We start from the raw sequence: 16,277 nt of genomic DNA, 5'->3' as shown, positions 1-16,277 counted from the left end.
CGCCGTCGGCGCGGCCTTGCGGTCAGGCCGCGTATTTCAGGCCCAGGGGCGCTGTTCGGCGTTTTTCTTCTCGAACGAAGCGATGGCGCCGGCCTTTTCCATGGTCAGGCCGATATCGTCGAGCCCGTTGAGCATGCAGTGCCGCTTGAAATCGTCGAGGTCGAACGCGACCACGCCGCCATCGGGACCGCGGATTTCCTTAGCCTCGAGGTCGATCGACAAGGTGGCGTTGGAGCCGCGCGAGGCGTCATCCATCAGCTTTTCGAGATCCTCGGGGCTGACCGTGATCGGCAGCACGCCGTTCTTGAAACAGTTGTTGTAAAAGATGTCGGCGAACGAGGTCGAGATGACGCAGCGAATGCCGAAATCGAGCAGCGCCCACGGCGCGTGCTCGCGGCTCGAACCGCAGCCGAAATTGTCGCCGGCGACCAGGATCTGCGCCTTGCGGTAGGCCGGCTTGTTGAGCACGAAATCCGGATTTTCCGAACCGTCGTCATTGTAGCGCATTTCGGCGAACAGGCCGGTGCCAAGCCCGGTGCGCTTGATCGTCTTGAGATAATCCTTGGGGATGATCATGTCGGTGTCGACATTGACGATCGGCATGGGAGCGGCGACGCCGGTGAGCTTGGTGAATTTTTCCATGGCTTTTGCCCGTGTTCTTGTTTCGGGGGGATTGCTGAGGCACGGTTTACACAAAGCCGCGGGCAAATAAAAGGCAACTGTTTGTGCAGGATGGCCGGCTGCGCAAAACGGCTTCGAATTCACCGCCCGATGGTGCAGTCTGGTTGTCATGGCAGAAAACTCCCATGTCCTCTATGCCTGCGAGCCCGCGCTCGACATCGCCGAATTCCGCCGTGTGCTGGTCGACTCAGGCCTCGGCGAGACACGGCCTGTCGATGACGACACCCGCCTGCAGGCGATGCTGTCGGGCGCCAACCTGGTGCTGACGGCGCGTCTCAATGTGGAGGGCAAGCCGCTGATCGGCGTTGCCCGCGCCCTCACCGACTTCTCCTGGGTCTGCTACATCTCCGAGCTCGCCGTTTCCCAATCGGCGCAAGGGCTCGGCATCGGCAAAGGCCTGATGGACGAGGCGCGCCGGCAGCTCGGACCGTCCGTCGCCATCAGCCTGATCTCCATGCCCGACGCCGTCGGCTTCTATGAGCGCATCGGCATGACGCGCATGCCTGACGCCTTCTGGTTCTCCCGCAAGCGCTGACATTTTTTCCCCTGTGATCGCATCCAGCGGCCAACGGCGCGAAATCTTGCCTCTTGACATGCAACCAAATGGTTGCATATTAAGATCATGAGCATGGATGCCGTCTTTCGCGCCCTGGCCGACCCGACACGCCGGCAATTGCTGGACAACCTCCATGCCCGGAACGGGCAGACGCTGAACGCGCTGTGCGCGGAGATGGACATGACACGCCAGGCGGTGACCAAGCACCTGGCGATCCTGGAGGAAGCCAATCTCGTCACCACGCTCCGCAAGGGACGCGAGAAGCAGCACTACCTCAACCCGGTTCCGATCAACGAGATCGCCGAACGCTGGATCGGCAAGTTCGAGCGCCATCGGCTGGATGCATTGAGTGACCTGAAGAAACGCCTCGAAAGGGAAGACTGATGAGCAACAGCTTCGTTTACGTGACCTACATCCGCACCACGCCCGAAAAACTCTGGGAGGCGCTGACCGATCCGGAGTTCAACCGGCAGTTCTTCCTCTGCTCCCATCAGGAGAGCGAGTGGAAGGTCGGCTCCAGCTGGAAACTGATCTTCCCCGACGGCCGCGTCGCCGACAGCGGCGAGATCCTCGAAATCGACCCGCCGCGACGCCTGGTGATCAAATGGCGCAATGAATGGATGCCGGAGGTCAAGGAAGACGGCTACACGCGCTGCACCTTCGCAATCGAACAGGACGGCGAGTTGATGAAGCTTGCCGTCACCCACGAGGCCGACGGCCCGCACCGGCTGATCCCGAATGTCTCCAAGGGCTGGCCGCTGGTGCTGGCAAGCCTCAAGAGCCTGCTCGAGACCGGCAAGGGTTTCGAGCGCCCGCCATCGAAGGGTTGAAGCTTGGTTTCAGCAGCGAAACAAACTTTTGGAGGCACCTATGCTGCATGTCCCTGTCGTCCACAGCATGACCAATGGCGAGACCGTCATGGCAAGCGCCGACATCGGCGCACCCGCCGAGCGGATTTTCCAGGCCCTGGTCACGGACGAGGTCGAGCGCTGGTGGGGGTCCGCCGACACCTACCGGATGGTCGATTGGTCGGCCGATCTTCGCATCGGCGGCCGTTGGAAGGTCACCGTTCGAACGGCAGACGGCAGGGACCTGCCAGAGAGCGGCGACTTACTCGACATCGAGGCGCCGCGCCGGATCGTGCAGACGCGGGCCTATGAGTGGGACCATCCCACGCTTGGCCGGCGGCAAACGACGGTCGCCTGGCTGCTGCAGCCGATCGCCGATGGCACGCGCGTCACCATCTGTCATGGCGGCTTTACCGGCTTGAGCGACGCGGCGGCTGAACACGCCGAGGGCTGGGGCAGGGTGCTGAACTGGCTGCAGGTGTATTTTGACGCTGGGAGATTGGCCGCGGCTTAGCCGACTCGTGGCGGTGCATTTGATGTCGGCGGGACAGCATCCCCTCGGGCCTGCCGGCCATCTCCCCCGCAAAGAGGGGGATTACACGCTCAATCGCTGTCACCAATCTCGAAATGTGACAGGGGTGACGCGGCGTCGAAGCTGTCATCTCCCCACTTGCGGGGGAGATGGCCGGCAGGCCAGAGGGGGGGTGGGCGGGAACTCGGCGGGAACGGCATGTTCCCAACGCCTAACACCTCAAATCACATTCAATTCTCTAAACGCCCGCCCTTCCGCAACCCGGCCATAGCCAAACGCCGAGCAATCCACCGTGCGGTAGCCGCCATGCACGATCAGCTCGGCCAGCGCCTTGCCGACGGCCGGCGCCTGCTGCAGGCCGTGGCCGGAAAAGCCGTTGGCGAACAGGAAATTCGTCAGCTGCGGATGCGGGCCGATCACCGCGTTCTGGTCGAGCGTGTTGTAGTCGTAGTGGCCAACCCAAGCGCGGGTCGGCTTGATCGCCTCGAAGGCCGGGATGCGGGTGGCCAGCACCGGCCAGATCACCTCTTCGAACAGTGGCCAGTCGACATCGAAATCCTGGGGATCGGCGGGCCCGTCGCCCTCTTCCGGCTCGGCACCAGCGGTGATGTAGACCGAGCCTTCCGGCCTGAGCCAGATGCCGCTCGGGTCGACCAGTAGCGGCATGTCGGCATATTTCTCGCGCGCCTCGAAGACGAAGACGTTGCGCTTGCGCGGCTCCACCGGCAGCGCCAGCCCGGCCATACCAGCCACCTTGCCGGCATTCGGCCCGGCGGCGTTGACGACGATGCCCGCTTCCAGCGTCTCGCCATTGTCGAGGCTGACGCCGGTGACGCGGTCGCCTTGCCGCTCGATGCCGGTGACGTCGGCGGTGATGAAATCGATCTTCTTCTCGCGTAGCGCCTTGCGGAACAGCATCAGCATCGCATGCGCGTCGAACCAGCCCTCGCCGGTCCGCCCATAGGCGCCGGCGGTGATGCCTTCGACCGACAGCCAGGGGAAGCGACGCACCAAGGCGTCGGCATCCTCAAGCAGGATGTCGGCGCCCTCGGCGATCTGCGCCTGGTGATTGGCTTTCAGGATCGGCAGCCCGTTCTCGCCGGCAAGGATGAGATAGCCGCCTTCGTGGAAGCCTATATCGGCATCCGCGCCGAACTCGTCCTTCAGCCGCCGGAACAGTTTCAGCGTGAACTGCGACAGCCGGATGTTTTCCGGGATCGAGAATTGCTGGCGGATCGAGGCGCAGGACAGCGTCGTCGCCGCATGGGCAAATTGCGGATCGCGCTCGATCAGCGCGATGGAGCCCGAAAACCCCTCCTCGCGCAGATAGTAGGCGATCGAGGATCCAACGATGGCCCCGCCGATGATGACAATGTCGTAGCGCACGCTTTTTATGCCCTTTCCGGTTCGAGCCGCTGATTGGGGAGTCACGCGGTTGGCAAGGTAATCTCGAAGCGCGTGCCGCGTTCGGAGTCAACCAGCTGGATCATACCATCATGCGCTTTCAGGAGGGCCAGCACGATGCCGAGCCCCATGCCGGTGCCGCCGGAATCGCGCCGCGTGGTGAAGAATGGTTCGAAGATGCGCGCCCGGTTGCTCGGCGAAATGCCGGCGCCGTCGTCGCTGACCAGGATGGACGCCTTGCCGCCGGTGCTCGCCACGGTGACCGACACCTGCGTCGCGCCGTGCCTGGCTGAATTGTCGATGAGATTGGCAAGCACGATTGCCGCGTTCTCAGCCGATATGCGCAAATCGATCTCGCCGCCGGCCTCGACACGAACCGCCAGCCTGTTGTCTACAGGAAGCAGTGCCAGCGCTGCGCCGATCGAGGTACTTTCACCGCTCGGCGCCAGATTCTCGGCCCGCGCCAGGTCGAGCAGCCGGCGCACCAGCAGATTGAGCCGCCCCGCATCGGTGACGATGTTGTTGGAGAAGCGCTGCCGCTCGGCCTCGTCCATCGCCGAACCGGAATCGCGGAGCAGCTCGGCCGCACCCTGGATCGCCGTCAGCGGCGATTTGAGCTCATGCGACACATGGGTGGCAAAGGTCTGGATCGAGTCCGATCGCGCCTGCAGCTTTTCCGCCATGTCGAGGAAGGCGGCGGAGAGCTCCGCCATTTCATAGGTGCCGTGGTGGTCGAGCGGCTTGATGGCCTGGCGGTCGCCGGCGGCGATGCGCTGGGTGCGGTCGATCAGCGCATAGATCGGCCGACTGACGGTACGCAGGAAGACCAGGCCGATGAGCAGCGTGCCGCCGAGGATGGTGATTGCCGCCAGGGTCACCTTGCCGCGCTCGCCATAGAGATGCTTGACGATGTTGTTGGGCGTCCGCGACACATAGACCACGCCGGCGACCTTACCGTCTATGGCCACAGGCAGGGCGACAAAGACACGCACCTTGGTGCCTCGGCTGACCGAATAGAGCGGTGGCGCCGGCTGGTTGGGAATGCGCAGCCGCAGCGCACTGGCATAGCGGCCGGCAAGGGCCTCGCGCACCTCTTCAACCCCGTCAAGCGATTGCCCGACCTCGCCACGTCCGGCAATGACGACGCCGGTGGGGTCGAGCAGCCGGAAGCCGGCCAGCGTGGTTTTCTGCGTGGCATCGAGAACACCGGACAGGCGCGCGCCGATGGCGGCGAAGGCGGGATCGATGGTGGCAGGCATCGCCGCCGGCCGCGTCGGCAGCACGGTGTCGGAAGCGAGATCGAGCTGCGGCTCGATCGGCCTGTACAGAGGGTCGGGATCGACGCTGCGGCTCGCATCCGCGTTTGCCCGCGGCATTGGCGCGCCGAGTTTTTCCGGCGGGATGCCGGCATCGCGCACGTCCTGCGCATAGATGGCGGCGATGGCGGCACCTTGCGCGATCAACTCGGCTTCGGTCTGGCGGATCAGTTGGTTCTCGTAGAGCCGAAAGAAGAACAGGCCCACCAGCGGCAACGCCATCACCAGGATCAGGATGGCAACGACGACCGTGGCAAGGCGCGGCCGCCATTTGCGGCCGATCCATTTGCGGGAGGCCGTCAACCGCATCGGCCGAGCCGGAAGCCGACGCCGTGCACAGTCTCGATAGCATCCAGGCAACCCGCCGCCGCCAGCTTGGCGCGGATGTTGCGGATATGGCTGTCCACAGTGCGGCCGGCGACATGGATGTTGGCGGCATAGGCGTTTGCCATCACCGCGTCGCGGTCGAGCACATGCGTCGGCCGCGCCAAAAATCCTTTCAGGATGGAGAACTCGATCCCGGTCAGGGCAAGCGGCTTGCCATCGAAGCTGGCGGCGTGGCTGGCCGGCGCCAGAGCGAGCTTGCCATGCGCGAACTGCCTGTCGTCGGCCGGTTCGGGCAGCACCGGGCGGGCGCGCCGCAGGATGACGTTGACGCGGGCGACCAGCTCTCGCGGGCTGAACGGTTTTGTCACATAGTCGTCGCCGCCCATTTCGAGCCCGAGGATGCGGTCGATCTCCTCGTCGCGCGCGGACAGGAACAGCACCGGCACGTCGGATGTGTGCCGCAGCCGCCGGCAGACCTCCAGCCCGTCCATCTCCGGCATGCCGATGTCGAGCACGACGAGATCCGGCGCGCGGCGTCCGATCTCCTGCAAGGCGGCGGCGCCGTCGGCCACCCCAAGCGTTTTCATGCCGGCCTTTTCCAGCGCGAAGCAGATCACCTCGCGGATATGCGGGTCATCGTCGGCGACGAGGATGTTATGCGGCATCGGTCAGCGGCCCGGCAAGGAAGGTTGCGAAGGCTGAGGAAGCACGAGCGACCCCTTGCTGTCGAGATAGCGAAGCAGGCGCCAGTCGCGAAAGCTCCAGGCCCGCCAGTTTTCCTGAACGGTTCGATACCAGTCTTCGTCGTTGCCGCGCCGCCCTGCCAGTTCGCGGAAGACCGAATTGTTGGCGGCTCGACTCTGATGATCGAGGAAGCGATCCATTGCCGGAAACGCACCCGGGCCGAGCGAGCGCAGATACCAGGCGTCGAGGGAGATGCCTTGGCCGGTCATTTCGAGGGAGTGGTCGACATTGTAATTGGCGATCAGCGCGGCGAAATTGATGAAACAGCCGGTATAAAGCGTCAGAGATAACGTCAGAAGATTGGCGGACAACAGCCATTCATTGGATTTTCCGAGCGCTATGCGGGCGATGATCAGCGCAAGACCTGATGCCACCAGCCCCATCCAGACGAAAGCCGCGATGCGCCAGTAGGTCAGCGCGTAGATGCCGACATAGAGATCGAGCCGCAGGATCGACGAGATGACCAGCATGATGTTCTGCGCCACCCAGGCATAGACCAGCCGGCGGATGAGCGGATCCCCCGATGTTTCGCTTCCCGGCCTGAGCGCCGCCAGCACGAAGCCGGCGGCAAGCAGCGCGGTGACGATCAAGGGATAGGCGCCGCGATGCGCGTAAGCCGCATAGCTCAGCCCATCGGGCAGCGCCACCCCACCCCACAGATAGGTGGCGTCGAGCCCGGTCTGCAGCGCAAACAGGATGTTGAAGACAACAAGCGCGCGCAGGATGGCGGCTTTGCCGAACAGGATATCCTCTATGGCGATGGTTTTCTCAGCTTGAGTGCTGACCACCGCCGGCGTCGCGCGAGGGATGCGACGAACCCGACGCGGCAGGCGTGGCCGTAGAAAGGCCCAGACACAGACCAGCACGAACAGCCAGAAGGCAATCCGCGTGAGCTGGATGAGATCGAGCAGCTTCAGCAGGTCGATCAGCGACAGCCAGTAGTCGATGACCGGATTGGCGGCGCCGAACAGCGCCAGGAAGACGGCGCCCAGCGTCAGCGGCATGACCCAGACGGCGATCGCTGCCAGCCGGACGCGGCGCCGGCCGAAGCGACGCGCCGTCCTGCGCCAGCGGATGAAGTCGTTGGCGAACCGGAACGGCGCCGCCAGCCCGAACAGTGCGATCTGGCAGGCAATGCGAGCGATGCGATGGCGCAGCCGCCCGCTCAGCGAGAGCGCGAAGACGACCAGGGCCGCAAGCGCGATCGATACCGACAGAGCGCTGACATTTTCGGCGAGCGGCAGCAGCGCGACAAGCAGCGCGGTGGGCTTGATCCACAGCCTGCCGTCGCTGAAGGCGGCGGGATGCACGGCCACCACGGCGGCGGCAATCAGGATGGCGAACAGGAAAACCGTGATGCCGGCTGGCTGGCCGTAGAAGAGAAAATCCGCCAGCGCGACCAGCAGCACGGCAACACCGAGGCGCGCGCAATAACTCGGCGCGGCAGAGACGAACGCTGTCATGACCTGGCCCTCCTGACGGCTTCCAGCCGGATGGTCGGCGGGCACTTGCGGGCGAAAGGGATGAGGATCGCCACCGGATTCGCGCGCGGCGGATCGACCAGCCACCAGCCCTCGCTGCGCAGCCGGTAAGGAAGGGACCAACGGGGTTTTGCTCGGTTTTGCATGCCGCCTGTCTCGCAGGCCGGCAGGGAGACGGCGGGGCGGATCGGAGGAGGTTTTCCGCATGCGTATGCAGTTTTCGTGCAGGGCTGGAGACGACTTGCCTCGACCATCCACAGACGGCATAGATCAGCCATGGAAACCTATCGTCCGCGCCGCTCGGTGCTTTACATCCCCGCCTCCAACGACAGGGCGCTGGCCAAGATCGCGCAGCTTGCCTGCGATGCCGTCATCATCGACCTCGAAGATGGCGTCGCTCCGGCCGACAAGATCGCCGTGCGTGAAAAGCTGGCCGACATCTTCGCCAACCGCCCGGTTGCCAACCACCTTGGCCGCCGCTGCGAGATGGTGGTGCGCGTCAATGCGCTGGCCAGCGAATGGGGCGCCGACGACCTGCTGGCTGTCGCTAGCTGCGAGCCCGACGGCATCCTGTTGCCCAAGGTCGACACGCCGCGCGACCTGCTCGAGGCGGGCGATGTGCTCGACGACAATTTTGCTCCCGACAGCGTGAAACTGTGGGCGATGATCGAGACGCCCAAGGCGCTGCTCAACATCGGCGCCATTGCCGAACTTGGCCGCGATCCGGCTTCGCGCTTGGCTTGTTTCGTTGCCGGAACGAACGACCTGCTCAACGGCACCGGCGTGTCGGCGACTCCTGACCGGCGCTACCTCGTGCCGTGGCTGATGCAGATGGTGCTGGCCGCGCGCGCCGGCCGCCTCGACATTCTCGACGGCGTCTCCAACGATTTTCGCGACCTCGACGCCTTCGCCCATGAATGCACGGAAGCGGCGGCCATGGGGTTCGACGGCAAGAGCCTCATCCATCCGGCCCAGATCGAAGCGGCGAACCTGGCCTTCGCGCCGTCCGCTGAAGCCGTGGCCGAGGCACGCGTGGTGAAGGATGCCTTTGCGCTTCCGGAAAATGCCGGCAAGGGCGTGATTGCGCTGAATGGAAAAATGGTCGAGAGGCTGCACTTGGCGCAAGCTGAAAAACTGCTGGCGAAGGCGGCGGCCATCGGCGCATGATATCGCCTGATGCTCGCGGGCTAAGGGCACTCACGACAGGAATTGACGGATGAAACTCTACCGCTTTCTCACTGGCCCTGACGATGCCAGCTTCTGCCACAAGGTGACTGCGGCGCTGAACAAGGGCTGGCACCTGTTCGGCTCGCCGACCTATGCCTTCGACAAGGAGGCCAAGACGATGCGCTGCGGCCAGGCCGTGGTCAAGGATATCGACGGTCAGGAATATGGGCCGGATACCAAGCTGAGTGATTGGTAGGCTTGGCGATTGGTATAGTCCCACGCTGGCGGGACAGCGCCCCCTTTGTCCTGCCGGACATCTCCCCCTCAAGGGGGGAGATCGGATGTCGTGGACGGCTTTCGCTAATTTTCAGCGTGGAAGAAAAGGAGCGGAGGTTGAAACTGCCAATCTCCCCACTTGAGGGGAGATGGCCGGCAGGCCAGAGGGGGCGCGAAGGAATGAGACGCCAGTTCCTTACCGCTGTGCGCAAGCCTCTGACGTTCTACTCAGCCGCCTCTTCGATCTTCTCCATATCATCGTCCGAGAGGCCGAAATGGTGGCCGATCTCGTGGATCAGCACGTGGGTGACGATGTCGCCCAGCGTTTCCTCGTTTTCGGCCCAGTAGTCGAGGATGGCGCGGCGGTAGAGCGTGATACGATTCGGGCCTTCGCCGGTCTGCGGATTCCAGCGCTCGGCGATGCCGCGTCCCTCGAACAGGCCGAGCAGGTCGAAGGGCGTTTCCAGCGACAGATCGTCCATGATCTCGTCGGTCGGGAACTCGGCGATCTGGATGACGATCTCGCCAGTCAGCTTGCGAAAATCCTCCGGCAGATGGGCGTAAGCCTCCAGCGCCAGGAACTCCATTTCCTCCATCGACGGCGAAAGCTCGTCGTGCCAGCTGCGGGTCTTGTAGATGCGGGCCATGCTGTGTCCTTTGATCCCGGCATATAGGCTTTCGCGCCGCAATCGGCAAATGGCGGGGGCGGCCCACGCCTCCGACAAGCCCCGGGGCAGGAATAAATTCCCCATGACTCCGCTTGACTCTTCCAGCACCCTCTGGAATCTATAGGAACATAACAGGAACAATTGTGAGTGAAAGCTGACCGTCATGGCGATGACCGCCGTGGCGCGGGAGACTGTTTTTGCCCTGCGCCGCCAGATCGCGAAGATCGAGGGAACGCTGCCCGAGCGCCTGCAGGCGCCGGCCGCCGCGGCTCCCGATGTTCGCGTCGACGCCGGCCCCAGCATCGATGTGACGATTGTCCGCCGAGGCGTTGCCACGGCGCTGCCGGATGCGTTCCTGTCCACCGGCGTCGAGCGGCTCGATGCCGCCCTGAGCGGCGGCCTGCCGAAAGCCGCCTTGAGCGAAATCCATGGCATTGAAACCCGCGATGCCGGAGCCGTCGCCGGCTTCGCTCTGTCGCTCGCAAGCCTGATCCTCAAGCAGACGCAAGGGTTGCCGGTGCTCTGGATCGGCACATCGGAGATTTTTCGCGAGGCCGGCTTTCCCTATGCCAGGGGGCTTCATGCCTCGTTCGGCATCGAACCCGAGCAATTGCTGTTTTCCGAGGCGCCAAAACTTGTCGATGCGCTGTGGGTCGCCGAGGAGGCCGCCCGGATGACGGCGCTCGCCGCCGTCATCCTCGAGATCCGCGGCAATCCGCAGCGGCTCGACCTGACCGCGACGCGCCGGCTGCATGCCCGGGCACAGAGTGCCGGCCGGCCGGTGTTCCTGCTGCGGCAGGCTGCCGAGCCCGAACCGACGGCCGCACCCGTTCGTCTCATCGTCGCGTCGGCACCGGCGGTGCCGCGCGACACCATCGTCGGGCCGCTCGCCGGCTCGATCGGCCGCCCGGCCTTCACCCTCACCATCGGCAAGAGCCGCACGGCCCTGCCTGGACAATTCACACTGGAGTGGAACCCCGATGAACGCGCATTCGATGAAAGATGGGGCGACGAAAGAAGGGGCGAGGAAAGAGCAAAGAATCCTGTCGCTGTGGTTTCCCTATCTCGCGGTCGAAAGGATCCTGCGGCAGCGTCTGGGGCGGTCCTGGCGTTCCCGGCCGTCGGATCACCTGCCGCTGGTGATCAGCCACCGCAAGGGCAACGCGCAGCGTATCTCGGCCCTCGACGAGCGGGCTGAGGCGCTGCACCTGAAGCGCGACATGGGCATCGCCGATGCGCGCGCCATGCATCCGTCGATCGACATCGTCGAGGCCGATCCGCAAGCCGATCGCCGCCTGCTCGAAGGCCTTGCCGACTGGTGCGACCGCTACACCCCGCTGGTGGCGCTGGACGCAACGGACGGCCTGTTTCTCGACGTCACCGGCTGCACCCATCTTTTCGGCGGCGAACGCGCCATGCTGGACGACATCCTGTCGCGCTTCTTCCATCAGGGTTTCGATGTCCGCGCCGGGCTTGCCGCGACACCGGGCGCGGCCTGGGCGGCGGCACGCTTTGCCAGTGACCGCATCGTCGCAGGCGGCGAGGAGGAGGCGCTGCTCGCACCCTTGCCGCTGGCAGCCCTGCGCATCGAGCCCGCGACCCGCACCAGCCTGGAAAGCGTCGGCCTGCGCACGGCGGGCGCCGTCATGGCGGCACCGCGCGCGCCGCTTGCCCGCCGCTTCGGCGCCTCGCTGCTTTTGCGCCTCGACCAGGCGCTTGGCCGTCTCGACGAAGCGGTGTCGCCGCGCCTTCCCGTCGCGCCGCTTTCGGTCGAACGTCACCTCAGCGAGCCCGTCACCCTGACCGAGGACATCGAGCGGCTGGTGGGCATGCTGGCGGCGGCATTGAAGACCGACCTCGAGCGCCGTGGCGAGGGCGCCAGGATGCTGGCGCTGCTTTTGTTTCGCGTCGACGGCGCCGTCAGCCGCATCGCCATTGGCACCTCGCGGCCGATGCGCGAACCCCCGCTGATCCAGAAATTGTTCCATGAAAGGCTGGCCGCGCTCGAGCAGGATATCGATGCCGGCTATGGCTTCGATCTCGTCCGGCTCTCGGTGCTGTCGGCCACCGCCTTCGACATGCAGCAGGCCGACCTTGCCGGCGAAGTGACCGATGACGGCGCCGACATCGCGCTGTTCGCCGACCGTATCCGCGCCCGGCTCGGCGAGGGCGCGGTCCTGCAACCGGTCACTGTGGAAAGCCATCTGCCGGAGCGCGCCGTCGCCACGATCCCCTTCACCGAGGCCCCGCGCCGGACCACGCCGCCGAAGAAGCCGGACCGGATGCAGGCGCCGATGACCATCTTCCCGCCGGAACGGCCGATCCGGCTGTTCCGCTCGCCCGAGCCCATCGAGGTGCCGGCCACCGAAATGCCGGAGGGCCCGCCGCTGAACTTCCGCTGGCGGCGTGCGCTCTACAGGGTGACGCGTGCCGAGGGACCGGAACGCATCGCGGCGGAATGGTGGCGCGAGGCCGCGAGCGACGAGGCGGCATCGACACGCGACTATTTTCGCATCGAGGATGCCGACGGCCGCCGCTACTGGCTCTACCGGCAAGGCCTCTATGGCGGCTCCCAGGTGCCGCCACGCTGGTTCCTGCATGGGGTCTTCGCATGAATGCGCTGACCGTCATTCCCTATGCAGAATTCGGCATCCAGTCGAATTTCTCCTTCCTGCGCGGCGCCTCCAAGCCGGAGGAACTGGTGGTCGCCGCCAAGCTTTTCGGCTTTTCCGCGATCGGACTTGCCGACCGCAACACGGTGGCCGGCGTGGTGCGCGCCTGGCAACAGGCCAAGGTCGAGACGCTCTCCTACCATCCCGGCTGCCGGCTGGTTTTCGGTGACGGCACCCCGGACATTCTCGCCTATCCGCAGGACCGCAAGGGCTGGGGGCATCTCTGCCGCATGCTGACGCAAGCCAATCTGCGCGACGAGAACGAGAAGGGCGCCGCTCTTCTCCAGCGCAGCGACTTGCTCGAATGGGGGGACCTGATGTCACTGGCGGTCCTGCCCGATCTGACGGCGGGGGCGGAAGACAGTCTCGCCTTGCTTCGCCAGCTCAAGGATCGTTTCGGAAGAAATCTCCGTCTGGCCGTTTCGCCGGACTATGCGGGCAATGACCGTTTCCGGATCGAGCAGGCAGCGGCGTCTGCCGAGAATGCCGGCATCCCGCTGATGGCGACCAACGACGTTCTCTATCACACGACTGAGCGGCGCCCGCTGCAGGACGTGCTGACCGCGATCCGCCTCAACACACCCGTCGCCGAGGTCGGGCTGCAGCTGGCCGCCAATGCCGAGCGCCATCTGAAGCCGCCGATGGAGATGGCGCGCCTGTTCCGCAGGCATCCGCAGGCGCTGGCCGAGACCTTGCGCTTTGCGCAGGAGCTGACCTTCTCGCTCAGCGACCTCCAGTACAACTACCCCGACGAGCCGACGGAGTCCGGTCTCGGGCCGCAGGCCGAGCTGGAACGGCTGGCGCGGGAGGGGGCAGCCAATCGTTATCCGGCGGGGGTGCCTGCGTCCGTGATCAAGCGCATAGAGGAAGAGCTCGCTCTGATAGAGCGCCTCAACTACGCCCGCTATTTCCTGACGGTCTACGACATCGTCAAGTTCGCACGCGGCCAGGACATCCTCTGCCAGGGGCGCGGTTCGGCCGCCAATTCGATCGTCTGTTTCTGCATCGGCATCACCGAAGTCGGGCCGGACAGGATCGACACGCTGTTCGAGCGCTTCATTTCCGAGGAGAGGAACGAGCCGCCCGACATCGACGTCGACTTCGAGCATGAGAAACGCGAGACCGTCATCCAGTACATCTATACGAAATACAGCGCCAAGCGCACCGCACTCGCCGCCGCCGTCATCAGCTATCGCGGCCGCTCGGCCTTGCGCGAAGTGGCGAAGGCCATGGGCCTCTCGGAGGATATCAGAAGCGCATTGTCGAGCACGATCTGGGGCTGGTCGACCTCCGAACTTGGCGAGAAGGAGGCGCACGCTGGCGGCATCAACCGCGCCGACCCGCTGGCAAGACTGGTGATTGAGCGCTCCAACGAGATCATGGGCTTTCCCCGCCATTTGTCGCAGCATGTCGGCGGCTTCGTCATCACCAGGGACCGGCTCGACGAGATCGTGCCCATCGTCAAGACGGCGATGGACGAGCGCAAGATGGTCGAATGGGACAAGGACGATCTCGACGCGGTGAAGATCCTGAAAGTGGATGTGCTGGCGCTCGGCATGCTGACCTGCCTACAGCGTGCCTTCGCCCTGCTTAGGGATCACTATCCAAACGCGCGAGATAAATATGGCCAACCCTATGTGCTGGCCACCCTGCCGCCGGAGGATAAGCAGGTCTACGACATGATCTGCCGCGCCGACACGCTCGGCGTTTTCCAGATCGAATCCCGCGCCCAGATGTCGATGCTGCCGCGTCTCCAGCCACGGGATTTCTATGACCTTGTCATCGAGGTGGCGATCGTGCGGCCGGGTCCGATCCAGGGCGACATGGTTCACCCTTACCTGCGCCGACGGCAAGGCAAGGAAAAGGCCGAGTATCAAAAGCCGGAGCTGGAGGCGATCCTCAGCAAGACACTTGGTGTGCCCCTGTTTCAGGAACAGGCCATGAAGATCGCCATCGTCGCGGGTGGTTTCAAGCCGGGGGAGGCCGACGAACTGCGCCGCGCCATGGCCACCTTCAAGCGCACCGGCACCATCGGCAATTACCGCCAGCGCATGATCGACGGCATGATTGGTAAGGGCTACACGAAGGACTTCGCCGAGCGCTGTTTCAAGCAGATCGAGGGTTTTGGCGAATACGGCTTTCCCGAAAGCCACGCCGCGTCCTTCGCCCTGCTCGTCTATGCCTCCTGCTGGTTCAAGACCTTCTACCCCGACGTGTTCTGCGCCGCGATCCTGAATTCGCAGCCGATGGGGTTTTACCAGCCGGCCCAGCTCGTCCGCGACGCGCGCGACCATGGCGTCGACATCCGCGACGTCGACGTCAATTTCTCGGTCTGGGACTCCACTCTGGAGAAAGCATCTTTCGATCCGGACCGCATCCTCCCACGCCATGCCGAAATGCGTGGTGTCATCAAGACAAATCATGCGCTGCGGCTCGGCTTCCGCCAGATCAAGGGCCTGTCGGAGGAGCGCATGGACGCTTTCGTCAAGCAGCGCGGTTCAGGCTACGAGTCGGTCAGGGATGTCTGGCTGCGCTCCGGCCTCGATGTCGACGAGATCGAAAAGCTGGCGCAGGCCGACGCCTTCCGTTCGCTTGGCCTTGATCGTCGTGAAGCACTGTGGGCGGTACGCGCGCTCGACGGCAAGAGTGCTGCCGAAAAGCTGCCGCTGTTCGACCAGCCGGCGATCCGCCTGCGCGAGCTGGAGCCGGAGACGAAGCTGCCCAAAATGCCGCTCGGCGAGCATGTCATCCATGACTACCGTTCGCTCGGCCTGTCACTGAAGGCGCATCCGGTCGCCTTCCTGCGCGAGCGGCTCGACCGGGCCGGCGTCACGCCCAATGCCGGATTGCCATCCGTGCGCGATGGCAGGCGTGTCTCGGTCGCCGGCCTCGTGCTGGTGCGGCAGCGCCCCGGCAAGGGCAACGCGATCTTCCTGACGCTGGAGGACGACAAGGCCGTCGCCAACATCATCATCTGGCAGAGAACCTTTGACCGCTACCGGCCCGTCATCATGGGCGCCAGGTTCGTCCGCGTCACCGGCAAATTGCAGTCGGAATCGGATGTCATCCATATCGTCGCCGAGAAGATCGAGGATTTGACCCCCTGGCTGACCGTGCTCCTGGAAAAGGTCAGCCAAGCCAACCTGACAGTCGCCGGCCCTGCGGAACACCCCGTCAGCGGTACGGATCGCGGCCCCGCGCCACGCAACGCGGCGATCCGACCGGACCTCGCAACGCTGTCGGAAGAGGCGGAAAGTGTCATGCCCAAGGGACGCAATTTTCAGTAGCAGAGGGGGGCGCTGTCCCGCCAGCCGCTGCCAATCTCGCCACCCCTCAAGACGGCCCACTCAAGCGTGGCGGCGACAACACATCCTCCACGGAGAGCGTCCGCGCTTCCGAAGGCAGCATGATCGGGATGCCGTCGCGCACCGGATAGGCGAGCTTGGCGACCCGGGAAACCAGTTCGCCGCGCTCCGGATCCCAGGTCAGCGGCCCCTTGGTCAGCGGGCAGGCCAGCAGCTCCAGCAGCTTGGGGTCGACATTGACCTTCTTCCCGTCACGCCCATCCGCCGCCATCGTGTCCTCTTCTCAGTGTCGGACCCAAG

Annotated in this window: 16 protein-coding genes; 9 read left to right on the top strand and 7 right to left on the bottom strand. The window is 64.7% G+C overall.

Going from position 1 to position 16,277, the window contains the following annotated elements; translation table 11 throughout:
* Positions 1–36: 36 nt before the first annotated feature.
* Complete coding sequence (gene leuD / locus AC1D08_RS13970) at positions 37–642, bottom strand: 3-isopropylmalate dehydratase small subunit (protein WP_184872662.1); 606 nt, start codon at positions 640–642, stop codon at positions 37–39.
* 148 nt (positions 643–790) lie between these two features.
* On the opposite strand from leuD, the gene AC1D08_RS13965 reads away from it, so the two are divergent.
* From AC1D08_RS13965 to AC1D08_RS13950, 4 genes are all read left to right on the top strand, one after another.
* A complete protein-coding gene (locus AC1D08_RS13965; protein WP_457152364.1) occupies positions 791–1,216 on the top strand; it encodes a GNAT family N-acetyltransferase in 426 nt (141 codons plus the stop codon).
* Positions 1,217–1,309: 93 nt separating this feature from the next.
* Positions 1,310–1,621: an ArsR/SmtB family transcription factor gene (locus AC1D08_RS13960; RefSeq protein ID WP_064987727.1), complete on the top strand. Its 312-nt coding sequence runs from the start codon at positions 1,310–1,312 to the stop codon at positions 1,619–1,621.
* A complete protein-coding gene (locus tag AC1D08_RS13955) occupies positions 1,621–2,067 on the top strand; it encodes an SRPBCC family protein (RefSeq protein WP_457152363.1) in 447 nt (148 codons plus the stop codon). Before AC1D08_RS13960 ends, AC1D08_RS13955 begins: the two co-directional genes overlap by 1 nt.
* Positions 2,068–2,107: 40 nt before the next feature.
* Positions 2,108–2,599: an SRPBCC family protein gene (locus AC1D08_RS13950; protein WP_457152362.1), complete on the top strand. Its 492-nt coding sequence runs from the start codon at positions 2,108–2,110 to the stop codon at positions 2,597–2,599.
* Positions 2,600–2,836: 237 nt separating this feature from the next.
* On the opposite strand, the gene AC1D08_RS13945 is transcribed toward AC1D08_RS13950, so the two are convergent.
* From AC1D08_RS13945 to AC1D08_RS13930, 4 genes are read right to left on the bottom strand one after another with little or no spacing between them, the layout of a single operon-like run.
* Positions 2,837–4,003: an NAD(P)/FAD-dependent oxidoreductase gene (locus AC1D08_RS13945; protein ID WP_477423413.1), complete on the bottom strand. Its 1,167-nt coding sequence runs from the start codon at positions 4,001–4,003 to the stop codon at positions 2,837–2,839.
* 41 nt (positions 4,004–4,044) lie between these two features.
* Positions 4,045–5,646, bottom strand: a complete 1,602-nt coding sequence (locus tag AC1D08_RS13940; protein ID WP_457153455.1) for an ATP-binding protein — start codon at positions 5,644–5,646, stop codon at positions 4,045–4,047.
* The gene (locus AC1D08_RS13935) at positions 5,637–6,329 is read right to left on the bottom strand and encodes a response regulator (RefSeq protein WP_457153454.1); all 693 of its coding nucleotides are present in this window, start codon (positions 6,327–6,329) and stop codon (positions 5,637–5,639) included. Before AC1D08_RS13935 ends, AC1D08_RS13940 begins: the two co-directional genes overlap by 10 nt.
* Before the next feature lie 3 nt (positions 6,330–6,332).
* Positions 6,333–7,871: a DUF4153 domain-containing protein gene (locus tag AC1D08_RS13930; protein WP_457153453.1), complete on the bottom strand. Its 1,539-nt coding sequence runs from the start codon at positions 7,869–7,871 to the stop codon at positions 6,333–6,335.
* Between the two features lie 294 nt (positions 7,872–8,165).
* On the opposite strand from AC1D08_RS13930, the gene AC1D08_RS13925 reads away from it, so the two are divergent.
* Both AC1D08_RS13925 and AC1D08_RS13920 read left to right on the top strand, forming a co-directional pair.
* Positions 8,166–9,056, top strand: a complete 891-nt coding sequence (locus tag AC1D08_RS13925; RefSeq protein WP_457153452.1) for an HpcH/HpaI aldolase/citrate lyase family protein — start codon at positions 8,166–8,168, stop codon at positions 9,054–9,056.
* Between the two features lie 49 nt (positions 9,057–9,105).
* Positions 9,106–9,312 carry a DUF1737 domain-containing protein gene (locus AC1D08_RS13920; RefSeq protein ID WP_457153451.1) on the top strand — a complete coding sequence of 69 codons (207 nt, stop codon included), beginning with the start codon at positions 9,106–9,108 and terminating at the stop codon, positions 9,310–9,312.
* A gap of 244 nt (positions 9,313–9,556) precedes the next feature.
* Here AC1D08_RS13920 and AC1D08_RS13915 read toward each other — a convergent pair whose 3' ends face one another.
* Positions 9,557–9,979, bottom strand: a complete 423-nt coding sequence (locus tag AC1D08_RS13915; RefSeq protein WP_095084388.1) for a metallopeptidase family protein — start codon at positions 9,977–9,979, stop codon at positions 9,557–9,559.
* A 184-nt stretch (positions 9,980–10,163) separates the two neighbouring features.
* On the opposite strand from AC1D08_RS13915, the gene AC1D08_RS13910 reads away from it, so the two are divergent.
* The 3 genes from AC1D08_RS13910 to AC1D08_RS13900 are packed head-to-tail and all read left to right on the top strand — an operon-like array spanning position 10,164 to position 15,959.
* Positions 10,164–11,198, top strand: a complete 1,035-nt coding sequence (locus tag AC1D08_RS13910) for an ImuA family protein (RefSeq protein WP_477423410.1) — start codon at positions 10,164–10,166, stop codon at positions 11,196–11,198.
* The gene (locus tag AC1D08_RS13905; protein ID WP_477423408.1) at positions 11,140–12,615 is read left to right on the top strand and encodes a DUF6504 family protein; all 1,476 of its coding nucleotides are present in this window, start codon (positions 11,140–11,142) and stop codon (positions 12,613–12,615) included. The genes AC1D08_RS13910 and AC1D08_RS13905 overlap by 59 nt, the downstream gene beginning before the upstream one ends.
* Positions 12,612–15,959, top strand: a complete 3,348-nt coding sequence (locus AC1D08_RS13900) for an error-prone DNA polymerase (protein WP_457151985.1) — start codon at positions 12,612–12,614, stop codon at positions 15,957–15,959. The genes AC1D08_RS13905 and AC1D08_RS13900 overlap by 4 nt, the downstream gene beginning before the upstream one ends.
* A gap of 46 nt (positions 15,960–16,005) precedes the next feature.
* Here the strand turns inward: AC1D08_RS13900 and AC1D08_RS13895 are convergent, their stop codons facing one another.
* On the bottom strand, positions 16,006–16,248 hold the full coding sequence (locus AC1D08_RS13895) for a Trm112 family protein (protein ID WP_095083950.1): 243 nt from the start codon (positions 16,246–16,248) through the stop codon (positions 16,006–16,008).
* Between the last annotated feature and the right edge of the window lie 29 nt (positions 16,249–16,277).

The sequence above is a fragment of the Mesorhizobium sp. P2_E6 genome, from assembly GCF_056403835.1.
Note: the sequence above shows the minus strand (reverse complement) of the source record. Positions and strands in the feature narration are given on the sequence as shown.